Here is a 15,965-nt window from a genome sequence, read left to right as displayed (position 1 = left end):
ATTCATCTTGATTGCCTCAGCGAGAATTTACTCTGCTGCGGATGATTTTGGCAGCTGTGATTGAGCCCGGGGATGAAATGCCTCATAAACGGATTTCAAATTGGGCTTCGTTTTGCTTAAGTACATTTGCACGGTAACCATGTCGGCATGTCCTAACATTTCCTGCACCGATTTCACGTCCGCACCGCCTTCAAGCAAATGCACAGCAAAGGAATGACGGAGCGTATGCGGAGTAATGTCTGCGTCGATTCCCGCCTCCTTGCCATATTTCTTTACGATTTTCCAGAAGCCTTGGCGGGTGAGGCGTTCTCCCCTGGCGTTCGGGAACAGAACCTCTGCAGCAGATTGACCCAATAAGAGCTGGCGACTCTCCGCCAAGTATTTATGAATCCAATCCGCCGTCACGGCACCCATCGGAATAATTCGCTCCTTTCCCCCGGAGCATCTGACATACCTCATCGAGGTATCCACATCCTGGACATTCAGGGCAATTAACTCGGAAACGCGAATTCCCGTAGCGTAGAGAAGCTCCAGCATGGCTTTGTCCCGCAGCCCGGATGCATGGGATGGCTTAGGCATGTCCAGCAGCAAATCGACCTCTTCCACGGTCAAGACTTGCGGAGAGGGCTTATCGATTTTTGGCGAATCAATCCAGTCACCCGAGTCCTGTTCCAGGAGCCTTTCCCCCTGCAAATATTGAAAAAAAGCCCGCAAGGATACCGAGGATCTCGCGATCGTGGCCGGGGCCTTGCCCGCCTTCCCTAGCGCGGAAAAATACAGCTTCACGCCCGCCTTGGTTATTTGTCCGGGCTCTGTGATTTCCCGCCCCTGCAAATAATCGATGAATTGCTCCACATCTCTTTGATAGCATTCCAGTGTTGCTGCGCTTAACCTTTTGTGATCGGCTAAGTAACCCATAAATGGGGTAACATACTGTTCCAAGCTTTTGGGCCCCCCATTTCATTCTTATTCTCCGTACCAATAAAACAGCTTCAAACGATCCGCCATATATTCAAATCCCGAACCACTGCTTGCATCGGCCTGGAATGCCTTTACGGCAGAGCCATCAGGACTACGATATTTATCCGCCGAAAGAAAATAATCGCCAAACACGCCCATCATCTTGTACAGCAAATAAGCCAGCGCCACAAATATCACTATATACTTCACGCTGCGCAGCCACTTCCGAAGTGAGATGACCATAAATCCCTCTCCCTCTTTCTTTACCCGTTCTTGCGTTCCTTCCAACCTTTGCTGGTCGGACAGGCGCTTATCATTAGTATATAGGGGAGACGCAGGGATTATGTGAATTGATTAAAAAAGCCCCTCACAGCGCGGAGGCCGTGCGGGGCTTTAAATGCGGACTTAAGATTTCTTATTGCCGGAATCGGGATTATTGTCGTTCTTGTCTTTGCAGCGATAACAAATCCCGTGGAAATCAAGACGGTGATCGAGTACGGTAAAGTTAAACTCTTCCTCCAGTCTTTCTTCCAATGGCCCAAGCCAATCCTCGCGGATTTCATCCATCGCCCCGCATTGTACGCAAATGAGGTGATGATGATGATGTTTGCTCGTGTCGGTTCTCAGATCGTAGCGGGCTACGCCATCGCCAAAATTGATTTTCTCCACGACATGCAGTTCGCTCAGCAACTCCAAAGTACGGTAAACGGTCGCTAGACCGATTTCAGGAGCTATATCTTTGACGAGCATGAAAACATCTTCCGCACTAAGATGATCGTCTTCGTTCTCGAGCAGTATCCGTACTGTGGCTTCCCGTTGGGGCGTTAATTTATAACCCTGGGATTGTAACTGCTGCTTGATTTTGTCGATCTTTGCTTCCATGTTCTCCCTCCCCCAGGAATTGCCGCTCATTGATCTAATATCTCTACAATCACTTCTTTCATTATAGGGGGAGTTAATCAACAAAGTCAAACATTTTGCTAGAGTCCTAGGCTGGATTCGAGCATCGGGGTAACCCAGCCCATCATGACCGGGGTAACCCAGGTCTCGAACGAGGAGGCGGCCATTATCACCACACCTAGTACCATAGTCAGCCCCGTATAGGTCAGAAAGGGGCGCGCAGCGCTGCCGCTGCGGCTCATTAGCACCCGGCTTCTTATAATATTCAGCGAAAAACCGATGGCAGCCACGCTGCTAATCAGCAGAACCGGAATAATGAGCAGATTATGCGGGGCGACGGAAACGAGTGCAAACAGCAGCCCTTTCCAGGTAAATTGGCCGACCAGGCAGCCGACGGTAAAGCCGATCAGAACGCCTTTCAGGAAATCCAAAATAAGGATACCCGGAAGTCCGATCACGGATAAGCCTAAAATCCAAATCAATCCTAGCCATTTCAAATGGAGGATGGCAACTTCCCATAAGGTCACCGGGTGAAAGTCGGCTCCCCCCTCATTAACGGATATGAAGAAATTGCCTAAATAGCGGGACAAATCCTGCTGCTGCTCGAATGTAAGAGCATTGACCATCAGTGCACCGAACACAACACCCATCAGAAAAAGCACCGATACAAACACATATACAGGGGTTTGATCCTTCAGAGCATAACGAAAAGGTCGAAGCATGCGGGCGTACTCCTTTCAACGTTCACATGGTTTACCTAGAGCAGTAACCTCTTAAGTAAAAAATATGAACAAGCCTGCCCCCTTATGCTCTATTTGCTAAATCAATTCGATTTATCGACCTTGCCGTATGTTCCGCCGCCGCCTGATGTTAAGGCGAGCCGACCGGCACGTGCCGCGCAAATACGCTCGGCCAGCTCGCTGCCGACCACTTCGGCCAGCTCCTGCTCGGAAACCCGGTGCAAAATATTCATTTCCGTTCCGAACACCCGCAGCAAAGCTTCAAATTTGGCGGGGCCCAGACCCGGAATGAACTCCAGCGGCACCTGATAATGATACGGCGGACGATGCGCAGGAACTGCCGGCTCGGTCCGATCCGCAATCGAACGGATTCGATCCTGGACGCCGCGAACAAGCTTCGTTGAGCCGCAATACGGACAGCGTTCAACAGCGGCGTCCGCCTCATCGATAATATAATTGCATCCGCCGCAAAATGTCCGGTGATATTTGCCAAGGCGCGGATTCAGGCCGTAATTCGCGGCAACCCCTCTTCCTTCCTTCATGCCAAGCGCCATCTCGAATTCCCGGTAATTCGGCTTCGCAATCCGCAGCTCATTGTACTCCCTGCCGATTTTTCCTAAAGAATGGGCATCCGAATTCGTCAAAATCGTATACCGATCCAGCTCACTAATCAAACCTGCCATCTCGCTGTCCGCACTCAGTCCCAATTCAACCGCGCTAATCAGCTCGGGATTCAGCACCTGCTCCATTCGCGGCGCACAGCTGCCGTAAATGCTGCGATGGGGGGTAAAAATATGCGCCGGAATGACCATTCCGCCTCGGCTGTAAACCTCCTGCTGCAGCTCACGAGCGGGGGCGTAAACGCGCTGCGAGCTTAAATGCACGTTTTTCATATTCTTATCCAGCCATTTTGTGAAGGATTTCATCGCCTCTAAATCGGGATAAAAAACCAGCAAATGGGCCGGCCCCATTCCCGCCTCACGGATTTCAAGCTCACTCCCGAGCAGAATTGTGGTTCCTCCGTAAGCAATGCCGCCATCCTGAAGTTCCTTCATCTCGCCGGCCTGGAGATAATCATCAATATCCTGTTGTACGCCCGGAGAATGGCAATCAATGATCCCGACTAGGGAAATCCCTTTGCGTTCCTCGGCTTCCCTTGCGATATTGCCGAAGGTCAGATTCCGGCTGCCGCTGATTTTAACGGGATTTCCTGCGTTCGTTCGCCCGATATGGACATGAAGATCAGCATAACACGTGCCCAATGGGTTTAATTTTGTGCTGGTATCTGAACGGGCATGTACACTGTTGTTTGCGATGGTGTCTGTGTCTGTATCTGCGCTTGCTTTCATGGTCTTATCGCTGCCGGTCATGCTCATGCACCTTGGCTTCCACTGTGAACTGATAGCCTTTGCTGCCATATATAAGCGGCCAAAATCGTCTTCGCATCCGAAATTCGGCCTTCCGCAATATACTGCTGCGTCTCGTCGAAGGTCGCTTCAATGATTTCCAGAAATTCATCCTCATCCGGCGAAGCTTCACCCTCGGCTAAATTCTCGGCCAAATATAAATGGATGATCTCGTCCGCAAATCCTGGCGAGGTATAAAAAGAATGTAGCAGAGACAGCTTGCTGCAGCGGTAACCCGTCTCCTCCTCCAGCTCCCGTCTAGCCGCCTCCAGAGGATCCTCGCCCTGCTCCAGCTTGCCGGCCGGTATCTCCAGCTCACAACGCCCCAATGCTTGACGATACTGGTCAACAAGCAGCAAGCGTCCGTTACGAACGGCCAAAACGGCTACAGCACCCGGGTGCTTTACGATTTCCCGTTTGCCTTGGCTACCGTCGGGAAGCTGCACAGTATCGATCTGCAAGGATATGACCTTCCCCGTAAAAACATGCTCCGTTGAAACGGTTGTTTCTTTTAATTTATCGTTTGATAGCGTCATAAAAATCCTCCCTAATGATTAACAATCATAACTTGTCCATTTTGAACATATGGTGTTATTATACCAAACCCGAACAAAGGAAGGGGCATCGCTGATGAAGAGCTATTTCTCGGACAATTCTCTTCGCGCTCAGGGCAAGGCCTGGCAAATTCGCATTCTGCTTCACCAATGGCAGAAGCAATCCGGCCCGACTGGCATGGTCAAGGATTTGATTGAAGCTCGGCTTAATTTGAAGACGAAGGTGATCGACCGTGAATATGAATGAGCTATCCGAATCGATCACGGAGCCATTGAAATTGCTGCCTTCGCATCCCGAGCAGCAGCTGCTGCAAATCGGACTGGAGCTGTATCGTTCTCAGCGAAGTGACGAAGAAATCACGGCGAAGCTGCGGAATCTCATCGAACAGGATAAGCTCCCTGACGGCAATAGTCTGCTCATCGCCGTCTTATATCAGCTTGGGGCTTACAATAGCGCCTTAGCCCTATTCTCCCCCCAGCTCCTGCGCAGCAAGCCTGTGCAGCTGTTATATGCCGAGGCATTAATACGTACCGGCGCCGTCGGACAAGCTTTATCCTATATCGGTGAATGCCTGAACAATAGGACACAGGACGATGCTGAATTCATCGAAAAGATGCACCAGCTATCTGAAGTTTGCCAACTCCAAATCCAAGAGAGCCTGACAGAAGACATTCCCTTCTCCCGCTTGTCCGGATTGATCGATCAAGCCGTTAAGCTTGGTCTGCCTGATTTAGCCTCTAAGCTGGCTTCCTCAGGCGATGATTATATGCATGGTCTACTCATTGAGGCACTTTATCGGGAAGGATACATCGCTGCAGCAAAGCAGCATCTCTCCCGCCTTCCTGACCCTCTCTCGTTAGGATCGCAGAGTATATTCCAGCAAATCGCCTTTATTTCAGCCGAGCTGCTGCATGATGAAGAATGCTATGCGGAAGCGTCCCGCATTTTTGAAATACTGAGCAAGCAAGCCCCTGAAATGGCCCATGCTCGTTTTGGCGCAGCATCCTGTTATTTGCATGAAACGATGAACAACTTGTTCAGACGCATTGAGCTGTATCATCCCTCGGAGCAAGAGAAGTGCAAAATTGACAAATATCTGTACAAAATTCAGCAAACCCTGCTCATTGTTCATGATTCAAATTGGCATACAGTTTGGAGTCCTGCCCAACAAAGGAATATGCGGCATCATAGATCGGATCGTCTGAATTGAACAGTAAAAAGGTGCCTCGGACAACCTAAAATACAGTTATCCGGACACCTATGACAAAGAAGTTGCTCCGTTACATTGCTTCAATTATGATTTCACGGTTTGTGCAACGATTTCTAGAGCATATTCGGCCAATTTCACGATGTCCTCGCTCTTAATACGCTCCTGCGTCGTGTGTATCTCTTCATATCCAACGGCAAGGTTTACCGTAGGTACGCCGAATCCATTGATAATATTCGCATCACTGCCTCCGCCGGAGGTAAACGTTCGTCCGGAGAGACCCAGCTTGCTTGCTGCTTCTTGGGCCAGTTGAACGACGGCGTCCTGCTCCCCGAGATGAAACCCGGGATAGATGATATCGCTTCTAAATTCTCCTCTGGCTCCAAAATCACGGCAGGCCGTATCTACGGCGTCCTTCATCAGCGCCAGCTGCTTATCTACTTTCTCCTGCGATAGACTGCGCGCTTCGGCATAGAGCTTCGCATAATCCGTAACGACATTCGTCGGTCCGCCGCCTTCAAATTTGCCAATGTTCGCCGTCGTTTCTTCATCGATGCGCCCCAGCTTCATCCGGGCAATTGCCTTGCCGGCCACTTGAATTGCGCTGATTCCATCCTCTGGGTTAACGCCGGCATGCGCCGATTTACCGAAAATTTCGATCTCGATTCGCGCTTGCGTCGGTGCCCCGACACAAATTGAGCCCACTTCTCCATTGGAATCTATCGCGAAGCCAAAGCTAGCGTCAATAAGACTGCGATCCATGGCCCGCGCGCCCAGAAGCCCCGATTCCTCCCCAGCGGTAATGACAAACTGGATTTGTCCGTGAGGAAGCCGCTGCTCTTGCAGGATCTGAATGATCTCCAGCAGAGCTGCTAAGCCAGCCTTATCATCCGCACCGAGGATTGTCGTCCCATCGCTGCGGATCCATCCATTCTCCCCGATAACAGGCTTAATTCCCTTGCCCGGTGCAACGGTATCCATATGGCATGTGAACAGGAATGGCTCGGCCTGAACACCTGGCTTTGCTCGCAAGGTCGCGATTAAATTGCCCGCCCCATGTCCGGTTCTCTGCTGTGAATCATCTTCCACAACATCCACCCCAAGCCCCGCGAACTTGGCTTTCAGATAATCCGCAATTTTCCGTTCGTCCTTCGTCTCGCTGTCAATTTGCACTAATTGCATGAATTGGGCGATGATTCTGTCCTTATTGATCACTGGACTTTCCTCGCTTTCTCTTTTGCGCTAATATTAAAGAATGTAGGTCAAGTACTTGTTAAAGGAGCTTTTTATTGATGATGCAAAAAAAATGGTTCAAAGTCGTCGTATACCTTATGCTATTCGCTATGGTCGGTTCTATGCTGCTTGCGTTTTTAGAGCCGCTGCTCATTCGCTAGCACCAGTTATTCCCAGTACTCTGTAAGGAGAGTAAATTGAAACACTTCATTGAAATAAGGTACGATCTCACGAGCGACCTGTTCTACTGAAAAATCAAGCCCGGTCATATCCTCCAAAGAAGTCACGCCGTATTCTTGAATGCCGCAGGGGATGATGCCTCGGAAGCCATCTTCCTGAATCCCGGATTTAATGTTGAATGCAAAGCCATGGCTGGTTATAAATCCTTTTCTCCGGCGGCATTTATTGAATTTAACGCCGATCGCGGCAATTTTGGCATCCCCTACCCACACCCCGGTATAACCCGGTTTACGCGAGCCCGAAATGCCGTACCCGGCCAAGTAATTTATAATAACCTGCTCGATTTCTCTTAAATATCCGTGCAGATCTATCCCTTTGTTCCCATCGAGCCAGAGCAGCGGATAGCCCACGAGCTGCCCAGGCCCATGGTAGGTAATATCTCCTCCGCGATCGATTTCAAACAATGAAATCCCTCGTTCCTTCAGCTGCTCGGGACTTAACAGCAGATGCTCCGGATGACGTGAGGAGCCGATCGTATACGTTGGCGGATGCTGAAGAAGCAGCAGGTGCCCCTGCTGCTGTCCTTCGTCAATGGCCTTCACGATCTCTTTTTGCCTATCCCAGGCCTCTCCGTATTCCATCATCGGGAAATATCTGACATCCAAGGAGTTCGTCATACGGTTCATCGCCTTTCTCGGATTCATGAAGACCTTATATAATCAGTAAACTTGTGTATCTAAAGAATAGCTCTCCATATTGTCTTTGACACGCTGCATGAATCTGCCGCAAATCACTCCATCCAGTATACGATGATCCAAGGACAGACACAAATTAGCCATGGAGCGTACCGCGATCATATCGTTAATGACGACAGGCTTCTTCACGATCGACTCAAAGGTTAGAATCGCCGCTTGCGGGTAATTGATGATCGGCTGTGTCAGAATGGAGCCGAAGGAGCCCGTATTATTGACCGTAAAAGTTCCGCCCTGCATATCATCCAGCTTCAGCTTGCCTGCTCTCACCCTCGTAGCCAAATCTTCAATCTCTCTGGCCAGTCCGGCGATATTTTTCTGATCCGCCTTTTTAATGACCGGCGTCATGACAGAATCCTCTGTACCGACAGCAAGCGAAATGTTGATATCGCGCTTCACGATAATTTTATCGACTGCCCACACCGAGTTCATGATCGGATAATCCTTAATCGCGCCGACAACCGCTTTGAGCAAGAAGGCAAGATAAGTCAGGTTCACGCCTTCTCTTTGCCTGAATTCGTCCTTGAGCTTATTGCGGAGCTGCACTAAATTGGTCACGTCGACCTCGATCATCATCCAGCCGTGAGGAATTTCCGATACGCTTTGCCGCATGCGCGTAGCAATCGTGTTACGTATCGGCGTCACATCGATGAAATATTCTGAAAGATCGCCGCCCTCGACTTCAATCGTTGGTATCTTCGGAGTTTCCGATAGATGCAGACCTGAGTTGCGCACCCGCTCTGCCGCTGCCCGACTTAGATCATCCGGCGTCGATGATGCTGCCGTTGGCACCGGTTGAGACACAGGAGATGGCTGTGCGGGAGAGGCTGCTGGGTAACCCTTCTGCACGGCTGCTCCTTTGTTGCTCTCCAAATAATTCAGCACGTCCTTGCGGGTAATGCGGCCACCAAGTCCGCTGCCGGTAATGGCCGTTAGATCCAGCCCGTGCTCCTGCGCTAACGTCTGGACGGCAGGGGAATATCGACTCCGCTGCGTTTGATCGCCGGGCGCCCCGCCCGCTGCTGCAGCGGACTCGCCCGCAGTAGCGGTTGAAGCAGCACTAGAGGACACTGCCGCGTCAGCCCCTTCGCTGCTGGTCGTTTCGATTCGGCAAATCACGGCACCTACTTCAATCTCCTGGCCTTCTTCTGCCAATAATTCTCCCATGACCCCGTCCAGTGTGGACGGAATTTCGGCATTCACCTTATCGGTAATAACCTCGCAGATCGGCTCATACTGCTCTACGGAATCTCCCGGCTTCTTCAGCCACTTGCCGATCGTCGCCGATACGAGCGATTCCGCAAGCTGTGGCATCACGACATCCTGCAATGTTTTTTTAGATGACATATCGTCCCTCACTCCCATTAATACAGAGCCAATTGAAGCATTGCTTCCTTGACCTTATCTTTACTGAGCATAAAGAACTTCTCCATCGGCGGGCTGATCGGCATCGCCGGAACGTCTGGCCCGCACAGGCGCGCGATGGGCGCATCCAGCTCAAACAGACATTCCTCCGCAATGATGGCCGACACCTCTGCGCCAACTCCGCCGGTCTTATTATCTTCATGCACGATTAACACTTTCCCGGTTTTGCGTGCCGCTTCAATTACAGCTTCACGGTCGAGCGGCTGCAGCGTACGTAAATCCAGGATGTGGGCGCTGATGCCTTGCTCTGCTGCAAGCTCCTCTGCGGCCTGCATGGCAAAGTGCAGCGGCAAGCTGTAACCGATCACGGTAATGTCCGTCCCTTCCCGGAGCACATTCGCTTTACCGAGCGGAACGATGTAGTCGTCCTCAGGCACGTCTTCCTTGATCAGCTTATAGCATTTCTTATTCTCAAAAAACAGCACGGGGTCGGGATCGCGAACCGCGGCTTTAAGCAGACCCTTGGCGTCGTATGCCGAGTAGGGAGCTACAATTTTAAGCCCCGGCGTTCCGAAAAATATCGATTCGGTGCATTGGGAATGATACAGCCCCCCGAATATCCCGCCGCCAATCGGAGCGCGGATCACGACCGGGCAATTCCAGTCGTTATTGGAGCGATAGCGGATTTTAGCTGCTTCACTAATAATTTGATTCGTTGCCGGCAGCATAAAATCGGAATATTGCATTTCAGCAATCGGCTTCATTCCGTACATCGCCGCACCGATGGCTACGCCGGCAATTGCGGATTCAGACAGGGGCGTGTCCAGCACGCGCAGCTCGCCAAATTGCTCCTGAAGCCCTTTCGTCGTCGTGAACACTCCGCCTTTTACTCCAACGTCCTCGCCTAGTACGAACACGTTGTCGTCAAGCTCCATTTCTTCCTTCATCGCAAGACGAATCGCGTCGATATATTCCATCACCGCCATGATTACCCCTCCCCTTCGCTATCCGCGTATACATGCAGCAGCGTATCTTCTGGCTTAGGAAACGGCGCATTCTCGGCCCGCTCAATCGCTTCCTTCAGCTGCTGCTGGATGTCCTTTGCCAGCGCTTCATCCTGCTCTTCAGTCCAGAGTCCGTTTTCGATAAGATAGCTCTTCATCTTCGGTAGGCCATCCTTCTTCCAGTTCTCCTCAACCTCTTCCTTTGTACGGTATACGAGGTCGTTATCGGACGTGGAATGAGGGGAAAGACGGTACATCATCGCTTCAATCAGCGTCGGCCCTTCGCCGCGAACAGCCCGTTCACGGGCTTCCTTCACGACGCGATAGACCTCCAAAGCATCATTGCCGTCCACGCGAATACCGGGGAAGCCATAGCCCTGCGCCCGGTCGCTGACTCTACCTCCGAGCTGCTTTTTCACCGGAACCGAGATGGCGTACTGATTATTTTCACACATGAAAATGACCGGCAGCTTCTGCACGCCGGCAAAGTTCAAGCCTTCGTGGAAATCTCCCTGATTACTCGAGCCTTCCCCAAAAGTAACGAAGGATACGAAATCCTTCTTCTTCATTTTTGCGGCAAGCGCAAAGCCGACAGCGTGAGGCACCTGGGTGGTCACCGGGCTGGAGCCCGTGACGATCCGCAATCGTTTGCTGCCGAAATGGCCGGGCATTTGCCGGCCGCCGCTATTCGGATCATCCGCTTTGGCGAATGCGGACAGCATTAATTCCTCAAGCGTCATTCCCACGGACAGAACAAAGCCATAGTCGCGGTAATACGGCAGGAAATAATCCTGCTGGCGATCTAGGGCAAAGGCTGCGGCAACCTGAGCCGCCTCCTGTCCGATGCCGGAAACGTGGAAATTAATTTTGCCCGCCCGCTGCAGCAGCAAATTACGCTCGTCGAACTTGCGCGCGAGCAGCATATATTTGTACATGTCCACTACTTCAGCATCCGTCAATCCGACTTGCTCATGCTTGGGCTGTGTCTTCATTGATATTTTTGCGTTCATGGGAGTTACCTCCTTCGATTAGAACCCAGTAGTCGTTTATTGCATATGTTTGCTCTTATCTTAAAACCTGGTACTAAGACTTGGGTTAACCTTATTATAATCCCTTTTCTCGCAAAAAGAAAATGTTCTTTGCAACGTTTGTGTGGATTATGTGACTTATCCGGATACTTTTTATATCCCGATCGCTTTGCCATCAACGGCTAACGAGGCTTCCCCCAAGATTTCGGAAAGCGAAGGATGAGCGAAGACAGTCTGCCCTATCTCCCATGGCGTCGCATCCAGCACTTGAGCCAGCGCTGCTTGTCCAATCAGCTCAGTTACATGAGCGCCGATCATATGCACGCCTACAATATCGTTGCTATTCCGATCAGCGATCACCTTCACAAATCCTTCCTTATCGCCGTGAACAAGGGCCTTGCCAATCGCCGAGAAAGGTACTTTCCCTATTTTTACGTCAATGTTCTTTTCCTTCGCTTCCTTCTCCGTCAATCCAACGGAAGCAACCTCAGGGCGGGTATATACGCAGCGAGGCACATGCCGGACATTGTAGCCGTGGGGCGGTTCCCCTGCCAGATGATGCACGGCAACCAAACCTTCGTGGCTTGCGGCATGAGCCAACTGCAGCCCCCCGATGCAATCGCCGATCGCATAGATATGAGGCTCTGTCGTTTGCATCACATCATTCACGCGGATAAATCCTTGCTGCAAGGCAATATCCGTATTCTCCAAGCCAATGTTCTCGATATTCGCTTGACGCCCAATCGATAGCAGCAGCTTGTCTGCTTGCAATTGCAGCGTATCTTCGCCTTGTTTTGCTGTAATGACGATACCTGCTTCGTCCTTATTCAATGTATCCGGCTGTACCTGGTATCCGGTTATTATTTCTATTCCACGGCGCTGCAGCTGCTTCTGCAGCTCACGCGCAACCTCTTCATCCTCATTCGGAAGAAGCTGCGAGGCGGCCTCGACTACCGTTACCTTGACACCGAAATCATGGAGCAGGGAAGCCCATTCAACGCCGATTACACCGCCGCCAACTATAATTATAGAAGCCGGCAGTTCTTCCAGCAGCAATGCCTCGTCGCTGCTCAGCACGTGCTTGCCGTCCGGCTCAAGACCTGGAAGAACTCGAGGCCTTGACCCGGTTGCGATAATCAGGTTCGTCGGCACGATCGTCTCCATTTCCCCATCATGCAGTTCAACTGCGACCGCACCACTCTTTGGAGAGAAGATCGAAGGACCGATCACCCTGCCTTTTCCATGGATGACCTCGATTTTATGTTTACGCATCAAGTATTGAACTCCGTTATGAAGCTGATCCACGATGCCCTGCTTTCTCTCCTGCACCTTTGGAAAAACAAGAGATAAACCCTGAGTCTCGATTCCGTAACTTGCGCTGTCCTTCATATGTGCATACAGCTCTGCACTGCGCAGCAGCGCCTTGCTTGGAATGCAGCCCCGGTGCAGGCATGTCCCCCCAAGCTTGTCCTGCTCGATAATGACTACCTGCTTGCCGAGCTGAGCCGCGCGAATCGCTGCTACATACCCTCCAGTTCCTCCACCTAACACCGCTACATCACATGTAATCGTCATATATTGATCTCCACCTATCCCGAAAAATTGCCACACTCACTTCTCGTTTCCTATTGTACCTCGTTTTAATCACTTTACAAATAAAGAACGAAATAGACAGTCGTCTAAGAAGAAGGTATGATTAACGTAAAGTGATCATGACTGATGATGGTAATCTACAAGGAAAGGAAATACACAAGCCCATGAAATTAATGATATCCCGTTTTATCGCGATTATTATTCTTGTTATACCCGGTATTGCTGCCATGATCGGCTTCCTTAAAATGAAGGATGCTTTATTTCTATATATGTCCAGACACGGAGACGATTCTTTAACCCATATTCGCTTCGACTGGCTTGATTTCGGTTTCGGCCTCGTTTTATTCGTGGCAGGGATCGGCTTTTTGGGTGGTTGGATTTATTTTCGGGATCATAAACGCAATTATCTGGGCCCGCGCATTAAGAAGAAGACAGAAACTCCCACATCTTAGTACTCATGTATGGAACACTGTCTTTAAATAACAAACCCTCTTGAGCCAGGCCTTTAGCCAAGCCCAAGAGGGTTTGTTTGTTATGAAAGATTCAACTATTCATATAGCGCATCCTTCAGCTTGCTGGACATTCTTGGGCCATTGGAAGATACTCGAAGCAGCGTTCGCCGCAGTCTCATATTTTCAGCCGACAATTGTCCAGCCGTCTCCAACAACTCTTCGATTAGCGCTCGATGCTGCTCCGATAACGTTGAATCATTCAATAATGTCTTATATTTTTCCTTATCTAACGATATATTGTTCATTTTCCTGCTCCTCTTATTACATCCGTAACAAATATGGACTGTGCTGCAGTTCGCTCCAATTATTGTATCATAAACGGATGAGTTAGGGCTTCATTCCATCTCGATTGAAGGTATGATAGGATGAAGATAATCAATCCAATGATACCAAAAGAGGTGGAATCTGATGTCAACTATACTTTTTATCAAGTCAAGCCCGCTGCCGGAGCCGCAATCGCGAAGTACTCGCGTGGCCAGAGCCTTCCTAGAGGAGTGCAAGCGTTTATACCCGGAGGATCGCGTAATAGAACTGGATTTGTATAACATGGATATCCCCCTGATCGATGCGTCCTTGCTTAACGCCTGGGGACAGCTTCGTAACGGGACGCCCTTCGACCAGTTCGATGAACAGCTGCAGGACAAGCTCGGCAAATTCGATGCCTTAACCCAGCAATTTATAGATGCCGATAAGTATGTAATCGCCTCTCCGCTTTGGAACCTGGGCGTACCTCCCATGCTTAAGGCGTATTTGGATACGGTAGCCGTGGCAGGCAAGACATTTCATTATACCGAGCACGGTGCTGAAGGCCTCCTTAGCAATAAGCTGGGGATCCATTTCCATGGAACCGGCGGCGTCTATTCGGATGGTGTACAAAACGCTTACGCCGATCCGTTCATAAAAGGACTTCTGGCCTTTTTAGGAGTTAAAGTGCTGCCTACGGTCTACGTGGAAGGTATCGATTCGGCTCCGCATATGGAGGGCGAAATTATCGATAAAGCCATCAACGAAGCGCTTCAAGCCGCTGCTCATTTCAATTTCGATAAATTCGGGGGCTAAGCCGATCTTACCTGATGAGGCCGATATATCTGGGGGTATGTCTCATGTATTTGCAGTACATATCCCCGAATACACTTTCCAAATGCCGTTCTTCCTGGCGAATCAGCAGGTGCAGAAAAATGATGTTCATAAGGCAGACGATTAAAGTTACGTAATTCAAATAGGTAAGAAACAAGCCGATGAACATGAGATCAAATCCAACAAAAGCGGGATTTCGACTGTATCGGTATATACCGTTCATGACTAGCTCCGTTGAGGTGGCTTTGTCGATCCCAACCCTCCAGGATGTCCTCATATGGAGCATGGCAATGATAAAGAACACCAAGCCCAATGCCGTTACCAGCACTCCGGCAGCGGTTACCGAAATGGCCAATGTACCCTCTCCTAACGGAATCGAAGCAGCTTTGAGCCAGGCATCGCCAAAGCAGCTCAATGCAAACCATAATCCGCCCCAAATCAGCGTTGCCAGCTTGACTCCTGATTCCACAATGCGGACTTGCAGCGGTTTTCCCGATTTTCCAAGCACATTTGCTCGAATCTGTCCCTTGGTTCGGAGCATCCATAATTTCATGAGATAACTCGTCAGAAAAATGAGAAATAAGCTTAAACTCGCCAGATTAACAATTTGCATAAAAATCAGCTCCTTTTTTCACGTCAGAAAAAGTAAGTCGAGTATCCTTTGGCCTACTCCTCTTTGTTCGACGAGGCAGCAGCTTAAACGAATCTCTATCCCCTATTCCATCGTTCAAATATGTGAATATGCCCTTACTTGCAGTCAGCATGACTTATCGCTTGCTTCAGCAAAGAAATAACGTGTTCATCATCGCAGGTGTAAAATAACGTGCTGCCCTCTCTCCTATACTTCACGAGTCGTAAATTTCTCAGTAAACTGAGCTGATGCGAAACTGCAGACTGTGATAGCTCTAAGTTTTCCGCAATATACGAGACCGCGCATTCCTCTTCCGACAACAAATAAAGAATACGAATTCGCGTCGGATCGGATAACGCCTTAAAAATCGTTGATACCTTGTCTATAATATCTGCTCTTAAGACAGAATGTTGATTTTTATCCATCGGTTCATCACCTCCGCAATCTATATATGAGCATATGTTCATATATTTAGATTATAATGATATTATGCCATCTGTCAATCTGTTCCTGGTGCCATCTGTGGATTTCCAACAAATTCTTCTTGAATTTGCATTATTCAAATCATACAATTAGAATGAAGACATCGTTCTTCATAACCTTTTTTACTTCTCTTCTCCAGATACCTTGTATCTGGAGTTTTTTGGGTTTTGGGCGGAAATAATCCGACGAGCTTGTACCCCTTATTCATCCGGATATAAAAATGAATACCGCCCACCTCTCAGCATAGCCGAGAAGATGGGCGGTAGGAAAAATATGAATGTTATTTGTGCGGGCTGGGATTAAATTGTTACGCTAAATATCCGTTAAGTTTGATTTGAG

Annotated in this window: 20 protein-coding genes; 5 read left to right on the top strand and 15 right to left on the bottom strand. The window is 49.7% G+C overall.

The window, feature by feature from the left end:
• Window positions 1–27: 27 nt before the first annotated feature.
• The 6 genes from xerD to ACE3MQ_RS09040 form a co-directional block, all read right to left on the bottom strand.
• On the bottom strand, window positions 28–942 hold the full coding sequence (xerD, locus tag ACE3MQ_RS09065) for a site-specific tyrosine recombinase XerD (RefSeq protein WP_379392282.1): 915 nt from the start codon (window positions 940–942) through the stop codon (window positions 28–30).
• Between the two features lie 24 nt (window positions 943–966).
• Window positions 967–1,203, bottom strand: coding sequence for a DUF4227 family protein (locus ACE3MQ_RS09060; protein WP_379392281.1), 237 nt, complete (start codon window positions 1,201–1,203; stop codon window positions 967–969).
• Window positions 1,204–1,365: 162 nt separating this feature from the next.
• A complete protein-coding gene (gene fur, locus ACE3MQ_RS09055; protein ID WP_379392280.1) occupies window positions 1,366–1,842 on the bottom strand; it encodes a ferric iron uptake transcriptional regulator in 477 nt (158 codons plus the stop codon).
• Between the two features lie 98 nt (window positions 1,843–1,940).
• On the bottom strand, window positions 1,941–2,582 hold the full coding sequence (gene spoIIM / locus ACE3MQ_RS09050; protein WP_379392279.1) for a stage II sporulation protein M: 642 nt from the start codon (window positions 2,580–2,582) through the stop codon (window positions 1,941–1,943).
• 101 nt (window positions 2,583–2,683) lie between these two features.
• The gene (locus ACE3MQ_RS09045) at window positions 2,684–3,976 is read right to left on the bottom strand and encodes an endonuclease Q family protein (protein ID WP_379392278.1); all 1,293 of its coding nucleotides are present in this window, start codon (window positions 3,974–3,976) and stop codon (window positions 2,684–2,686) included.
• Window positions 3,973–4,542 (bottom strand): NUDIX domain-containing protein, encoded by a 570-nt coding sequence (locus tag ACE3MQ_RS09040; protein WP_379392277.1) that lies wholly within the window; start codon window positions 4,540–4,542, stop codon window positions 3,973–3,975. The genes ACE3MQ_RS09045 and ACE3MQ_RS09040 overlap by 4 nt, the downstream gene beginning before the upstream one ends.
• 94 nt (window positions 4,543–4,636) lie before the next feature.
• On the opposite strand from ACE3MQ_RS09040, the gene mciZ reads away from it, so the two are divergent.
• Together mciZ and ACE3MQ_RS09030 are read left to right on the top strand one after the other, a co-directional pair.
• On the top strand, window positions 4,637–4,807 hold the full coding sequence (mciZ, locus tag ACE3MQ_RS09035; protein ID WP_379392276.1) for a Z-ring formation inhibitor MciZ: 171 nt from the start codon (window positions 4,637–4,639) through the stop codon (window positions 4,805–4,807).
• Window positions 4,794–5,771 carry a hypothetical protein gene (locus ACE3MQ_RS09030; protein WP_379392275.1) on the top strand — a complete coding sequence of 326 codons (978 nt, stop codon included), beginning with the start codon at window positions 4,794–4,796 and terminating at the stop codon, window positions 5,769–5,771. The genes mciZ and ACE3MQ_RS09030 overlap by 14 nt, the downstream gene beginning before the upstream one ends.
• 84 nt (window positions 5,772–5,855) lie before the next feature.
• Here the strand turns inward: ACE3MQ_RS09030 and ACE3MQ_RS09025 are convergent, their stop codons facing one another.
• Entirely contained in the window at window positions 5,856–6,983 is a 1,128-nt protein-coding gene (locus ACE3MQ_RS09025) for a M20/M25/M40 family metallo-hydrolase (protein ID WP_379392274.1), read from the bottom strand.
• Window positions 6,984–7,060: 77 nt separating this feature from the next.
• Here ACE3MQ_RS09025 and prli42 point away from each other — a divergent pair, with 77 nt between their 5' ends.
• Complete coding sequence (gene prli42, locus ACE3MQ_RS09020) at window positions 7,061–7,162, top strand: stressosome-associated protein Prli42 (RefSeq protein WP_379392273.1); 102 nt, start codon at window positions 7,061–7,063, stop codon at window positions 7,160–7,162.
• Between the two features lie 6 nt (window positions 7,163–7,168).
• Here prli42 and lipB read toward each other — a convergent pair whose 3' ends face one another.
• The 5 genes from lipB to lpdA form a co-directional block, all read right to left on the bottom strand.
• Window positions 7,169–7,867, bottom strand: coding sequence for a lipoyl(octanoyl) transferase LipB (gene lipB / locus ACE3MQ_RS09015; protein WP_379392473.1), 699 nt, complete (start codon window positions 7,865–7,867; stop codon window positions 7,169–7,171).
• 33 nt (window positions 7,868–7,900) lie between these two features.
• Window positions 7,901–9,280, bottom strand: coding sequence for a dihydrolipoamide acetyltransferase family protein (locus tag ACE3MQ_RS09010; protein ID WP_379392272.1), 1,380 nt, complete (start codon window positions 9,278–9,280; stop codon window positions 7,901–7,903).
• Between the two features lie 17 nt (window positions 9,281–9,297).
• Complete coding sequence (locus ACE3MQ_RS09005; protein ID WP_379392271.1) at window positions 9,298–10,284, bottom strand: alpha-ketoacid dehydrogenase subunit beta; 987 nt, start codon at window positions 10,282–10,284, stop codon at window positions 9,298–9,300.
• A gap of 2 nt (window positions 10,285–10,286) precedes the next feature.
• Window positions 10,287–11,312 (bottom strand): thiamine pyrophosphate-dependent dehydrogenase E1 component subunit alpha, encoded by a 1,026-nt coding sequence (locus ACE3MQ_RS09000; protein WP_379392270.1) that lies wholly within the window; start codon window positions 11,310–11,312, stop codon window positions 10,287–10,289.
• Window positions 11,313–11,483: 171 nt separating this feature from the next.
• Entirely contained in the window at window positions 11,484–12,905 is a 1,422-nt protein-coding gene (gene lpdA, locus ACE3MQ_RS08995; protein ID WP_379392269.1) for a dihydrolipoyl dehydrogenase, read from the bottom strand.
• Between the two features lie 182 nt (window positions 12,906–13,087).
• On the opposite strand from lpdA, the gene ACE3MQ_RS08990 reads away from it, so the two are divergent.
• Complete coding sequence (locus tag ACE3MQ_RS08990; RefSeq protein ID WP_379392268.1) at window positions 13,088–13,375, top strand: DUF2627 domain-containing protein; 288 nt, start codon at window positions 13,088–13,090, stop codon at window positions 13,373–13,375.
• A 95-nt stretch (window positions 13,376–13,470) separates the two neighbouring features.
• Here the strand turns inward: ACE3MQ_RS08990 and ACE3MQ_RS08985 are convergent, their stop codons facing one another.
• The gene (locus tag ACE3MQ_RS08985) at window positions 13,471–13,680 is read right to left on the bottom strand and encodes a hypothetical protein (protein WP_379392267.1); all 210 of its coding nucleotides are present in this window, start codon (window positions 13,678–13,680) and stop codon (window positions 13,471–13,473) included.
• 163 nt (window positions 13,681–13,843) lie between these two features.
• Here ACE3MQ_RS08985 and ACE3MQ_RS08980 point away from each other — a divergent pair, with 163 nt between their 5' ends.
• Entirely contained in the window at window positions 13,844–14,494 is a 651-nt protein-coding gene (locus ACE3MQ_RS08980; RefSeq protein ID WP_379392266.1) for an FMN-dependent NADH-azoreductase, read from the top strand.
• A 7-nt stretch (window positions 14,495–14,501) separates the two neighbouring features.
• On the opposite strand, the gene ACE3MQ_RS08975 is transcribed toward ACE3MQ_RS08980, so the two are convergent.
• Together ACE3MQ_RS08975 and ACE3MQ_RS08970 are read right to left on the bottom strand one after the other, a co-directional pair.
• The gene (locus ACE3MQ_RS08975; protein WP_379392265.1) at window positions 14,502–15,125 is read right to left on the bottom strand and encodes a methyltransferase family protein; all 624 of its coding nucleotides are present in this window, start codon (window positions 15,123–15,125) and stop codon (window positions 14,502–14,504) included.
• A 134-nt stretch (window positions 15,126–15,259) separates the two neighbouring features.
• Window positions 15,260–15,568 (bottom strand): ArsR/SmtB family transcription factor, encoded by a 309-nt coding sequence (locus tag ACE3MQ_RS08970; protein WP_379392264.1) that lies wholly within the window; start codon window positions 15,566–15,568, stop codon window positions 15,260–15,262.
• Window positions 15,569–15,965: the final 397 nt, after the last annotated feature.

Origin of the sequence: Paenibacillus lentus (assembly GCF_042714055.1) — a bacterium.
GTDB lineage: Bacteria > Bacillota > Bacilli > Paenibacillales > Paenibacillaceae > Fontibacillus > Fontibacillus lentus_A.
The sequence above is the reverse complement of the archived record's forward strand: the minus strand, read 5'-3'. Positions and strand labels throughout refer to the sequence as shown.

Bases quoted from the DNA above. Each gene is read 5' to 3' on its own strand.
- ACE3MQ_RS09060 (WP_379392281.1), bottom strand. From the start codon at position 1,203: ATGGTCATCTCACTTCGGAAGTGGCTGCGCAGCGTGAAGTATATAGTG.
- fur (WP_379392280.1), bottom strand. From the start codon at position 1,842: ATGGAAGCAAAGATCGACAAAATCAAGCAGCAGTTACAATCCCAGGGT.
- spoIIM (WP_379392279.1), bottom strand. From the start codon at position 2,582: ATGCTTCGACCTTTTCGTTATGCTCTGAAGGATCAAACCCCTGTATAT.
- ACE3MQ_RS09045 (WP_379392278.1), bottom strand. From the start codon at position 3,976: ATGAGCATGACCGGCAGCGATAAGACCATGAAAGCAAGCGCAGATACA.
- ACE3MQ_RS09040 (WP_379392277.1), bottom strand. From the start codon at position 4,542: ATGACGCTATCAAACGATAAATTAAAAGAAACAACCGTTTCAACGGAG.
- mciZ (WP_379392276.1), top strand. From the start codon at position 4,637: ATGAAGAGCTATTTCTCGGACAATTCTCTTCGCGCTCAGGGCAAGGCC.
- prli42 (WP_379392273.1), top strand. From the start codon at position 7,061: ATGATGCAAAAAAAATGGTTCAAAGTCGTCGTATACCTTATGCTATTC.
- lipB (WP_379392473.1), bottom strand. From the start codon at position 7,867: ATGAACCGTATGACGAACTCCTTGGATGTCAGATATTTCCCGATGATG.
- ACE3MQ_RS09010 (WP_379392272.1), bottom strand. From the start codon at position 9,280: ATGTCATCTAAAAAAACATTGCAGGATGTCGTGATGCCACAGCTTGCG.
- ACE3MQ_RS09005 (WP_379392271.1), bottom strand. From the start codon at position 10,284: ATGGCGGTGATGGAATATATCGACGCGATTCGTCTTGCGATGAAGGAA.
- ACE3MQ_RS09000 (WP_379392270.1), bottom strand. From the start codon at position 11,312: ATGAACGCAAAAATATCAATGAAGACACAGCCCAAGCATGAGCAAGTC.
- lpdA (WP_379392269.1), bottom strand. From the start codon at position 12,905: ATGACGATTACATGTGATGTAGCGGTGTTAGGTGGAGGAACTGGAGGG.
- ACE3MQ_RS08990 (WP_379392268.1), top strand. From the start codon at position 13,088: ATGAAATTAATGATATCCCGTTTTATCGCGATTATTATTCTTGTTATA.
- ACE3MQ_RS08985 (WP_379392267.1), bottom strand. From the start codon at position 13,680: ATGAACAATATATCGTTAGATAAGGAAAAATATAAGACATTATTGAAT.
- ACE3MQ_RS08980 (WP_379392266.1), top strand. From the start codon at position 13,844: ATGTCAACTATACTTTTTATCAAGTCAAGCCCGCTGCCGGAGCCGCAA.
- ACE3MQ_RS08975 (WP_379392265.1), bottom strand. From the start codon at position 15,125: ATGCAAATTGTTAATCTGGCGAGTTTAAGCTTATTTCTCATTTTTCTG.
- ACE3MQ_RS08970 (WP_379392264.1), bottom strand. From the start codon at position 15,568: ATGGATAAAAATCAACATTCTGTCTTAAGAGCAGATATTATAGACAAG.